This window comes from Kluyvera sp. Awk 3, from assembly GCF_028069715.1.
GTDB classification, from domain to species: Bacteria; Pseudomonadota; Gammaproteobacteria; order Enterobacterales; family Enterobacteriaceae; genus Kluyvera; species Kluyvera georgiana_A.
The window spans coordinates 1-10164 of sequence record NZ_JANEWH010000150.1 but is presented as its reverse complement, the minus strand read 5'-3'; the positions used below and the strand labels follow the sequence as shown (position 1 = coordinate 10164).

Sequence of the window (10164 nt, the reverse complement as noted above, 5' to 3'; positions counted from 1 at the left end):
CCTTTAAATATAAAGATTATTCCGTTAACGATCTGGTCGCAGTGAGCTTCCCGGTGTCGGCAAAATTAGGCGCGGCAGCGTTTCTGCTGGCGGTTATTTTGGGCGTCACGGCTGGGGTGATTGCGGCATTAAAACAGAACACGAGATGGGACTATGCGGTCATGGGGGTAGCAATGACCGGGGTGGTTATTCCCAGCTTTGTCGTCGCGCCGCTGCTGGTGATGATATTTGCGATTACGTTGCACTGGCTGCCCGGCGGCGGCTGGAACGGTGGGGCGCTGAAATTCATGATTCTGCCGATGGTTGCGCTCTCTCTGGCCTATATTGCCAGCATTGCGCGTATTACCCGTGGCTCGATGATTGAAGTTTTACACTCCAACTTTATTCGTACCGCCCGCGCAAAAGGGTTGCCGATGCGGCGGATTATTTTCCGCCACGCGTTAAAACCCGCGCTGCTGCCGGTGCTTTCTTATATGGGGCCTGCCTTCGTCGGTATTATTACCGGTTCGATGGTGATTGAAACCATCTACGGCTTGCCGGGGATTGGACAGCTGTTCGTTAACGGAGCGCTTAACCGCGATTACTCTCTGGTGCTTAGCCTGACGATTCTGGTTGGCGCATTAACGATCCTGTTTAACGCGGTGGTAGATGTGCTCTACGCCGTTATTGACCCGAAAATCCGTTATTAAGGCTGGAGCTCGCTATGATGTTAAGTAAAAAGAACAGCGAGGCGCTGGAAAGTTTCAGCGAGAAGCTGGAAGTCGAAGGGCGTAGCCTGTGGCAGGATGCGCGCCGACGCTTTATGCATAACCGCGCGGCGATCACCAGCCTGGTCGTGCTGGTGCTGATTGCGCTCTTCGTAACGCTGGCGCCGATGCTATCGCAGTTTTCCTACTTCGATACCGACTGGGGCATGATGTCCAACGCGCCAGATATGGAGTCCGGTCACTATTTTGGCACCGACTCTTCCGGGCGCGATCTGCTGGTGCGTGTGGCAATCGGCGGACGTATCTCACTGATGGTCGGTATTGCTGCCGCGCTGGTGGCCGTCATCGTAGGGACGTTGTACGGTTCGCTCTCTGGCTATCTGGGCGGCAAAGTTGACTCGGTAATGATGCGCCTGCTGGAAATCCTCAACTCCTTCCCGTTCATGTTCTTCGTCATTTTGCTGGTGACCTTCTTCGGGCAAAACATCCTGTTGATTTTCGTCGCCATCGGGATGGTTTCCTGGCTGGATATGGCACGTATCGTGCGCGGTCAGACGCTTAGCCTGAAACGTAAAGAGTTTATTGAGGCGGCCCAGGTCGGCGGTGTCTCTACCGCGAGCATCGTTGTCCGCCATATCGTGCCGAACGTACTCGGGGTCGTGGTGGTTTACGCCTCTCTGTTGGTGCCAAGCATGATTCTGTTTGAATCCTTCCTGAGCTTCCTTGGTCTGGGGACACAAGAGCCGCTGAGCAGTTGGGGAGCGCTGTTAAGCGATGGCGCTAACTCGATGGAAGTGTCGCCGTGGCTGCTGCTGTTCCCGGCTGGATTCCTGGTCGTGACGCTGTTTTGTTTCAACTTTATCGGCGATGGCCTGCGTGATGCCCTCGACCCGAAAGACCGTTAAGGAGTGTTGCCATGAGCATAATTGAAACGGCAACGACGTCGCAGCGGTTGCTGGACGTAAAAGATCTGCGTGTGACCTTTAAGACGCCTGACGGTGATGTGACCGCCGTTAATGACCTCAACTTCAGCCTGCGTGCGGGTGAGACGTTGGGGATCGTCGGCGAGTCCGGTTCGGGTAAATCGCAAACGGCGTTTGCCCTGATGGGGCTATTGGCAAGCAACGGGCGGATCGGCGGTTCGGCACTGTTTAACGGGAAAGAGATCCTTAACCTGCCGGAGCATGCGCTGAATAAACTGCGTGCCGAGCAGATTTCAATGATTTTCCAGGACCCAATGACCTCCCTGAACCCGTACATGCGGGTAGGCGAGCAGCTGATGGAAGTGCTGATGCTGCATAAAGGCATGGGCAAGGCCGAAGCGTTTGAAGAGTCGGTCAAAATGCTGGATGCGGTCAAAATGCCGGAAGCGCGTAAGCGTATGCGAATGTATCCGCACGAGTTTTCCGGCGGTATGCGTCAGCGCGTGATGATCGCGATGGCTTTGCTGTGTCGGCCAAAACTGCTGATTGCCGATGAGCCCACCACCGCGCTGGACGTGACCGTTCAGGCGCAGATCATGACGCTGTTGAACGAACTGAAGCGTGAGTTTAACACCGCAATTATCATGATTACCCACGATCTCGGCGTCGTTGCGGGGATCTGCGATAAGGTGCTGGTGATGTACGCAGGCCGCACGATGGAATATGGCAAAGCGCGCGATGTGTTCTACCAGCCTGCGCACCCGTACTCTATTGGTCTGCTGAATGCGGTTCCACGTCTGGACGGTGAAGGTGAATCGCTGCTGACCATTCCTGGCAACCCGCCAAACCTGTTACGTCTGCCAACCGGCTGCCCGTTCCAGCCTCGCTGCCCGCACGCGATGGAGGTGTGTAGCAGCGCGCCGCCGCTGGAAGAGTTTGCGCCAGGCCGCTTACGCGCCTGCTTTAAGACCGTGGGGGAACTGGTATGAGCGCCGTGACTGACGAAAGAAAAGTACTGCTCGAAATCGCGGATTTAAAGGTCCACTTCGAGATTAAAGATGGCAAACAGTGGTTCTGGCAGCCGCCGAAAACGCTGAAAGCGGTAGATGGTGTCACGCTTCGACTGTATGAGGGCGAAACGTTAGGGGTGGTCGGCGAGTCTGGCTGCGGGAAATCAACCTTTGCGCGAGCCATTATCGGTCTGGTGAAAGCCACCGACGGTAAAGTGGCCTGGCTGGGTAAAGACCTGCTCGGCATGAAGCCGGATGAGTGGCGCAATGTGCGTAGCGACATTCAGATGATTTTCCAGGATCCGCTGGCGTCATTGAACCCACGTATGACTATCGGTGAGATCATTGCCGAGCCGCTGCGCACCTACTACCCGAAAATGCCGCGTCAGGAAGTGCGCGACAAAGTGAAAACCATGATGATGAAGGTGGGGTTGCTGCCAAACCTCGTCAACCGCTATCCGCATGAGTTTTCCGGCGGCCAGTGCCAGCGTATCGGCATTGCGCGTGCGCTGATCCTTGAACCGAAACTGATTATCTGTGATGAGCCAGTTTCGGCGCTGGACGTGTCGATTCAGGCGCAGGTGGTCAACCTGCTGCAGCAACTACAGCGTGAGATGGGGCTGTCGCTGATCTTCATCGCTCACGATCTGGCGGTAGTGAAGCATATCTCCGATCGTGTACTGGTGATGTATCTGGGACATGCGGTAGAGCTGGGCACCTACGATGAGGTGTACAACAATCCGTTGCATCCTTACACCAGAGCGTTGATGTCCGCCGTGCCGGTGCCCGATCCCGACCTGGAGCAGAATAAAACCATTCAGCTTCTGGAGGGCGAACTGCCTTCGCCGATCAACCCACCGTCAGGCTGTGTATTTCGGACCCGCTGCCCGCTGGCGGGGCCAGAATGTGCGCAAACGCGTCCACTTCTGGAAGGAAGTTTCCGTCACGCCGTTTCCTGTCTCAAGGTTGACCCGTTATAATCGTCAGGGCTGGCAGGTTGCCAGCCCTTATTTTTTATACGAGGGTTCATCGTGACCGGGATTAGCGCTTTGCGCCATCGTCTTTATCATTTCTTATTCGATCAACGCACGCGGACTGGGCGCCGGTTTGAAGCGCTGTGCGGTTGTTTTGCCTTATTAAGCGTTGTCACTATCTTTATTGAGTCGGGTATCGGTACAACTTACCATCTCACCTACGATGAATGGCATGCTTTTGTCTGGCTGGAAATTGCCTTTACGCTGGTATTCACGCTGGAGTATTTCCTGCGTCTATTCTGCTGGCCCAATCCCGCACGCTACGTTTTCAGCTTCTGGGGATTTATCGACCTGGCCACTATTCTGCCGTTTTACGTGATCATGCTATGGCCTGAAATCGGCGTGGAATATTTGTTTGCCTGGCGAGCGATGCGTGTGATTCGCGTACTGCGAATTTTGAAGCTGCTCCGGCTGATGCCTGCGCTGAATAGTTTGTGGAGCGCGATCGTTAATTCCCGTCATCAGCTGATTCTATTCTACGCGTTTATCGGCATCGTAATGGTTGTTGCGGGGGCGCTTATGTACGGAATCGAAGGGCCGGTGAACGGTTTTACGACGCTGAGTACGGCGGTATATTGGGCGATTGTGACGGTCACGACGGTGGGTTATGGCGATATTACGCCACATACCGCTGCGGGCAGAATGGTGGCGTCTGTTCTGATCTTAATCGGTTACTCTGTGATCGCGATTCCGACCGGGATTATTACCGCTCAGATGACCAGCGAATTCCAGAAACGTCGTCAGGAACGGGTGTGTCCGCATTGTAAACAGCGACACCATGAGCCAACTGCGCGCTATTGCAACGGCTGTGGTACCGCACTACCTCGGCAACAATAATTTGCCGACAAAAAAGGGCAGCGTGGCTGCCCTTTATCTTATTACTCGCGCCAGAGAATATGGCAAAGCTTGTGATCTTTTTCGCGACACAGTAGCACGCGGGCGAAAATATCGTTGATCTCGCCGCCGTCGGTATCCGCCAGACCAATCACCACTTCAGCGAAGAAATCGGGATTCAGATCGAAATCAACGTGATCTTTCCAGTCTTCGGAAGGGTCGAACAGCTCGGCACCGCCGCGCTCTTCAAACTGCAGGTTGAACAGAATAATGTCGGCCGGGTCAAGGTTGTCACCCGCAAGCTCAAGAAAAATGTCATAAGCCTGTTCGAGCGTTTCATCTTCGGTCAGACGATTGTTTAAATCCATATCCATGATGGCTACCTGTTGAGTGCTAATGGGCACGTTTTACAGTAATGGGCTAAAGAAGTAAAACAGTCGTTCTGCGAGACGATGCCAGAATGGTCGTTTCACCCACAGTCGTGCATCCAGCAGACGTGAACGGGAAATATAGTCGTCCTGTACGGCAGCCAGATCGCTACCGAATCCGCTGTCGTCTATCACCAACGTAATCTCGAAGTTGAGCCACAGGCTACGCATATCGAGGTTAACCGTCCCGACCAGGCTCAGTTCACCGTCGACCAGCACGCTCTTGGTATGCAGCAGGCCCCCTTCAAACTGATAGATTTTGACGCCCGCAGCCAGCAGTTCCGTAAAGAAGGCTCGACTGGCCCAGCCAACCAGCACTGAGTCATTTTTACGCGGCAAAATGATGCTCACATCAACTCCACGCTGCGCGGCGGTGCAGATAGCGTGCAACAGATCTTCGCTCGGAACAAAGTACGGAGTCGTCATGATCAGGTATTCGCGAGCGGAATACGCCGCGGTGAGCAGTGCCTGATGAATCAGGTCTTCAGGGAAACCAGGCCCGGACGCAATCGTCTGGATTGTATGCCCGCTGGCCTCTTCAAACGGCATGATGTTGAGGTCGGGCGTCGGCGGTAAAATGCGTTTGCCGGTCTCAATCTCCCAGTCGCAGGAGTAAACGATACCCATGCCGGTGGCGATAGGGCCCTCCATACGCGCCATCAGGTCAATCCACTGGCCGACTCCGGAGTCTTGCTTAAAGAAGCGCGGGTCGACCATGTTCATACTGCCGGTGTAGGCAATATAGTTGTCGATCATGATCATTTTGCGATGCTGGCGTAAATCCATCCGGCGCAGGAACACACGCATCAGATTAACCTTCAGCGCTTCAACAACCTCGATGCCCGCATTGCGCATCATGGCGGCCCAAGGGCTGCGGAAGAAGGCGACGCTGCCTGCGGAGTCCAGCATCAATCGGCAGTGCACGCCGCGACGGGCAGCGGCCATCAGCGATTCAGCAACCTGATCGGCCATGCCGCCTGGCTGCCAGATATAAAAGACCATCTCGATATTGTGGCGCGCCAGCTGAATATCGCGAATGATTGCCTGCATCACGTCGTCAGACTCAGTCAATAGCTGTAGCTGATTGCCCTTGAGACCCGCGATACCCTGACGGCGCTCACATAGCTTAAACAGAGAAGAGGCAACCTGGCTGTTGTCTTCGGCGAAGATATGTTTGCAGGCTTTTAGATTGTTCAACCACTTTGCGGTTGACGGCCACATCGCGCGCGCGCGTTCTGCGCGGCGTTTTCCAAGGTGTAGTTCACCGAGTGAAAGATAGGCGATGATACCGACCAACGGGAGAATATAAATAATCAGCAGCCAGGCCATGGCTGAAGGCACGGCACGTCGCTTCATCAGAATACGTAACGTTACCCCAGCGATTAACAACCAATACCCCAGAATGGCCATCCAACTTACTACGGTGTACACGGTTGTCATATTTCGAAAATCCTTTTGCTTGCCAGTTGTTAAGAGTTTACGCATCAGAAGAGATCTGGCAAATAAAAACGCAATGAGAAACCGCTGGTCAGCCATTTGCAAGGGGCTATAATGGGGCGTCTTTTTTAGCAAGAGCGTTAGAAATGAAGCGTAGTAGACCGGAAGTGGGGCGCTGGCGGATGGTGAGACAAGCCAGTCGTCGCAAAGCGCGTTGGTTAGAAGCACAATCGCGTCGTAATATGCGCATCCACTCCATCAGAAAGTGCCTGGTCGGCCGGCAGCGAAACTGCCTGTTGTTTGCCATTTACGATCTCTGATGATTAAAAGGGCACCGTCAGGGTGCCCTCTGTTTTTCAGCCTGCTTAGCGCAATTCAAAAAACCTTTTTATACGGTTTTACCGAAACCTGCTGGTACACCCCAGCCGCGACGTAGGGATCGTCCTGCGCCCAGGACTGAGCGGCTTCCAGCGATTCAAATTCTGCAATCACCGTTGAACCACTAAAACCTGCCGCGCCCGGATCGTTGCTGTCAACGGCTGGCATTGGCCCGGCGGTCAGCAAACGGCCTTCATCATGCAGCAACTGCAAACGAGCCAGATGAGCGGGGCGGACCGAAAGACGTTTTTCAAGAGAGTCGGCGATATCCTGAGCATAAATGACGTAAAGCACGGGCGGAGCTCCTGTTTAAATAGTTTGCGGATTACGGTAAGACAAAGCGCCAGCGACTGCAATGCAAAGTTTTGTGTGCAGAAAAACACGCGAAGCGTCGCGGTTTTTTTGACCAGGCGCAGGAGAAAATTGACCGAAGATAAGATGGCTTATTGAATATGATTGCTATTTGCATTTAAAATCGAGTTCTCATTTTTCAACTGTAACGACTATGACTGCAATGACCCTTGATTTACCCCGCCGGTTTCCGTGGCCGACGTTGCTCTCTGTTGGCATCCATGGTGCCGTCGTGGCCGGTCTGCTTTATACCTCGGTACATCAGGTTATTGAATTGCCCGCTCCCGCGCAGCCGATTACCGTCACGATGGTTGCGCCGGCCGATCTCGAGCCACCTCAGGCTGTCGCTCAGCCGCAGCCAGTCGTTGAGCCGGAGCCCGAGCCTGAACCCGCACCGATTCCGGAGGTGCAGCAGGCGCCGGTCGTTATTCACAAACCAAAACCGAAGCCGAAGCCAAAACCCAAGCCGGTGAAAAAAGTCGAACAGCCGAAGCCTGAAGTAAAGCCGGTTGAATCGCGTCCTCTGTCAACGGTTAACCGTGATGCGCCGCCGGCGCGTTCGGTTGCCAACAATTTGCCGGGGGCAAGCGCGCCGTCGGTTAGCGCGCCTACCGGCCCACGAGCGTTGAATCGCCCGCAGCCGGGTTACCCATCGCGCGCTCAGGCGCTGCGTATCGAAGGTAAAGTACGGGTGAAATTTGACGTGACCGCCGATGGTCGCGTGGAGAATGTGCAAATCCTCTCAGCGCAGCCATCCAATATGTTTGAGCGCGATGTTAAAACGGCAATGCGGAAATGGCGTTACGAATCCGGCAAGCCGGGGACGGGGCTGATTATGAATATTGAGTTCCGCCTGAAAGGCGTCCAGATGAACTAAGTAAAAGCCCCCGAAAGGGGGCTTTGTCATTATGCGGCCAGAACCTTATCCATTGCCTTTTGCGCGATCACCAGATGCTGTCCGCCAAATAGAATCGCCCGGTTAATCAACGTATAGAGCTGATATATCGGCTGGCGCTCAAGGAATCCCGCTGGCAGCGGTGAAATCGACTGATAGCCGTCGTATATTTGCGGTGGTTGGTCGGGATGCAGCGGCAACATCGCCAGATCACACTCGCGATCCCCCCAATAGCAAGCCGGGTCAAAAATGTACGGCCCGTTTGGCCCCAGTGCGCAGTTGTTTGACCAGAGGTCGCCGTGCAGCAGCGAAGGCTGCGGCTGATGCGAACTCAAGCGCTGCTGGATATGATCGACAATCGCGTCGATATCGCCAAACTCCATGCCTTTTTCTGCGGCCAACTCTAACTGCCAGCCAATTCGCTGCTCGGCAAAAAAATTCGACCAGCGACGTTGCCAGGCATTGGGCTGTGGGGTGGTGGAAAGGTCGTTGTCAAAATCGAGGCCAAACTGCGGTTGGTCGCTCCACTGATGCAGGTGAGCGAGCTGCTGGCCCAGCAGGAAGGCATTATGTGCGTCCAGAGGACGGGGCGGCAGATACTCCATCACCAGGAAACTGTAGTCGCGGTCTGTACCCACGACGAACACTTCCGGGACGGTCACGGTTTTACTGCGAGAGAGCAGCTCGAGCTGATCGGCCTCCGCGGTAAAAATGGGCAACAATTCACGTTCATCGCACTTCACGAAGAAATCCCGACCGGCATAACGTATATGCCATGCGGCATGAATTTCTCCGCCGGGCAGTTCAGTACGCAGATCGATTTCGCCACTTCCAAGTTGCTCGCCTAACAGGCTACTGATCGCTTGCCACATGATGTCTCTCCCCATGTTTTCTGCCGTATCATAAGGTTAGCGCATTACTGCTGGGTAAAAATTCGAGCTATACCGCACAACGGGTAAAAAGAATGTAGATCGCAGAGGCAGGATCGTACTCCCTCTGCTACAGACGTGTGATGACTGCGCTTCGTATGCACCCCATTGTTAACCATGGAGTTTGCTTAGCATAGCCGATTACGGCGATTTAGCGACCTGCGGGATGCCCCGCAGATCCGTTTTCCTGCACATTTAGTGCTGTTGCAGATAAGAATAAATTTTCTGAGTATTTTCGCGTGAACACAGGCGGGTACCTTGATTGATCGTGGCGGCACTGCCTGCCGCGACGCCATACCGCACCATTTCTTCAAGGCTGGCGTTCTCTGCAAGTTTCAGCGTCATGGCGCCGACCATGCTGTCACCTGCGCCAACGGTGCTCTGGCTTTTGATCGGCGGTGGGACAACCTGCACGCATGAATGCGCGTCAACGGCCAATGCCCCCTGTGCGCCCAAAGAAACCACTACGCGGCGCGCTTTCCCGCTGCGAACGATCTCCTGTGCGGCATTGCGAACATCATCCGGTTGGTTCAGGTCCCGCTGAACCAGTGCGCTAAGTTCTTTCTGATTGGGTTTAACCAGCTCGATGTCGCCGATCGCCAGCGCGGCCGCGAGGGCATCGCCGGAGCTATCAATAATGCAGCGTAGCCCGTGCTGCTGGGCGGATTTAATCAGGCTGACAAACTGTGTGAGGGAGACTCCTGGCGGCAGACTTCCGCTAATAACCAGCAGAGAGCCAGAATCGATCTGCGATATGTTGTTTTGCAGCGCTTCCAGTTCATCATCATGCAGCGTGGCGCCAGGCATGACAAAGCGATACTGCTCGCCGCTGGCACCAACGTGGACGTGGAGATTCTGCCGCGTCCATTCACGGGATTCGACACTGTTGACGGGAACATGTTCGGCTTGTAGTAACGCCACCAGATGTTCTCCGGTCGCACCGCCCGCCGGAAAGAGAGCGGTAGCGTTGCCACCCAGAAAGGTGATCGCGCGCGCAACATTGATTCCACCTCCGCCAGGTTCAAAGACAGGAGCGCTGCAACGAAGTTTACCTTCGGGATAAATTTGTGGTGTTTGCGTGGCGCTGTCGAGTGAAGGGGCGAGCGTCAGTGTGTAAATTTTAACCATAGCTATAACCTCCCTTTATGAGCAAATAGACTGCTCTGGACACAACCTGGTTTAAGTCTGGCACTTGCCTGATGAGAATGAAAGAAACAACAGCATGATTTTTATAGAAA

The 10164-nt window shown here is 54.4% G+C and carries 12 protein-coding genes; 7 read left to right on the top strand and 5 right to left on the bottom strand.

Annotated features, from left to right (window positions below):
- From oppB to NNN71_RS21300, 5 genes are all read left to right on the top strand, one after another.
- Positions 1-689: oligopeptide ABC transporter permease OppB (gene oppB, locus NNN71_RS21320; protein ID WP_271459285.1), on the top strand; the 689-nt coding region annotated here is incomplete at its 5' end.
- A 14-nt stretch (positions 690-703) separates the two neighbouring features.
- A complete protein-coding gene (gene oppC / locus NNN71_RS21315) occupies positions 704-1612 on the top strand; it encodes an oligopeptide ABC transporter permease OppC (RefSeq protein WP_271459284.1) in 909 nt (302 codons plus the stop codon).
- A gap of 11 nt (positions 1613-1623) precedes the next feature.
- Positions 1624-2619, top strand: coding sequence for an ABC transporter ATP-binding protein (locus NNN71_RS21310; protein WP_163448652.1), 996 nt, complete (start codon positions 1624-1626; stop codon positions 2617-2619).
- Positions 2616-3620: a murein tripeptide/oligopeptide ABC transporter ATP-binding protein OppF gene (oppF, locus tag NNN71_RS21305; protein ID WP_163448651.1), complete on the top strand. Its 1005-nt coding sequence runs from the start codon at positions 2616-2618 to the stop codon at positions 3618-3620. The genes NNN71_RS21310 and oppF overlap by 4 nt, the downstream gene beginning before the upstream one ends.
- 51 nt (positions 3621-3671) lie before the next feature.
- Positions 3672-4511: an ion transporter gene (locus NNN71_RS21300; RefSeq protein WP_411908114.1), complete on the top strand. Its 840-nt coding sequence runs from the start codon at positions 3672-3674 to the stop codon at positions 4509-4511.
- A 41-nt stretch (positions 4512-4552) separates the two neighbouring features.
- On the opposite strand, the gene NNN71_RS21295 is transcribed toward NNN71_RS21300, so the two are convergent.
- Together NNN71_RS21295 and cls are read right to left on the bottom strand one after the other, a co-directional pair.
- Positions 4553-4882: an HI1450 family dsDNA-mimic protein gene (locus NNN71_RS21295; protein ID WP_163448650.1), complete on the bottom strand. Its 330-nt coding sequence runs from the start codon at positions 4880-4882 to the stop codon at positions 4553-4555.
- 33 nt (positions 4883-4915) lie between these two features.
- Entirely contained in the window at positions 4916-6376 is a 1461-nt protein-coding gene (gene cls, locus NNN71_RS21290) for a cardiolipin synthase (protein WP_167575719.1), read from the bottom strand.
- Positions 6377-6519: 143 nt separating this feature from the next.
- Between cls and NNN71_RS21285 the strand changes: the two genes are divergently transcribed.
- Positions 6520-6693: a YciY family protein gene (locus NNN71_RS21285; RefSeq protein ID WP_122983154.1), complete on the top strand. Its 174-nt coding sequence runs from the start codon at positions 6520-6522 to the stop codon at positions 6691-6693.
- 55 nt (positions 6694-6748) lie between these two features.
- Here NNN71_RS21285 and NNN71_RS21280 read toward each other — a convergent pair whose 3' ends face one another.
- Complete coding sequence (locus NNN71_RS21280; RefSeq protein WP_064545104.1) at positions 6749-7045, bottom strand: YciI family protein; 297 nt, start codon at positions 7043-7045, stop codon at positions 6749-6751.
- Positions 7046-7265: 220 nt separating this feature from the next.
- Between NNN71_RS21280 and tonB the strand changes: the two genes are divergently transcribed.
- Positions 7266-7979, top strand: coding sequence for a TonB system transport protein TonB (gene tonB / locus NNN71_RS21275; RefSeq protein ID WP_271459286.1), 714 nt, complete (start codon positions 7266-7268; stop codon positions 7977-7979).
- A 29-nt stretch (positions 7980-8008) separates the two neighbouring features.
- Here tonB and NNN71_RS21270 read toward each other — a convergent pair whose 3' ends face one another.
- A complete protein-coding gene (locus NNN71_RS21270) occupies positions 8009-8869 on the bottom strand; it encodes a fructosamine kinase family protein (protein ID WP_167575721.1) in 861 nt (286 codons plus the stop codon).
- Positions 8870-9121: 252 nt separating this feature from the next.
- The gene (pfkB, locus tag NNN71_RS21265) at positions 9122-10054 is read right to left on the bottom strand and encodes a 6-phosphofructokinase II (protein ID WP_271459283.1); all 933 of its coding nucleotides are present in this window, start codon (positions 10052-10054) and stop codon (positions 9122-9124) included.
- Between the last annotated feature and the right edge of the window lie 110 nt (positions 10055-10164).